General features: G+C 70.5%; 1 protein-coding gene. It reads left to right on the forward strand.

What is annotated here, in order from left to right; translation table 11 throughout:
• Nucleotides 1–268, forward strand: a 268-nt coding sequence (locus AC0IX4_RS23065; RefSeq protein WP_471831410.1) for an amidohydrolase family protein, incomplete at both ends; no start/stop codon positions are given.

Below are 268 nucleotides of genomic sequence, written 5' to 3' on the forward strand. Positions count from 1 at the left end.
GGCATCACCACGATCCTCGCCGGCGGCACCGGTCCCGCCGAGGGGACGAAGGCCACCCCGGTCACTCCGGGCGCATGGCACCTCGCACGCATGCTCGAGGCTCTCGACGGATGGCCGATGAACGTGGCGCTGCGGGGCACGGGCAACACGGTCTCACCCGATGCGATGTGGGAGCAGTTGCGCGCCGGCGCCTCGGGTTTCACGCTGCACGAGGACTGGGGATCGACACCCGCCGCCATCGACGCCTGCCTGACGGTGTGTGATCAGG

The organism is Rhodococcus sp. AC861 (assembly GCF_979256035.1).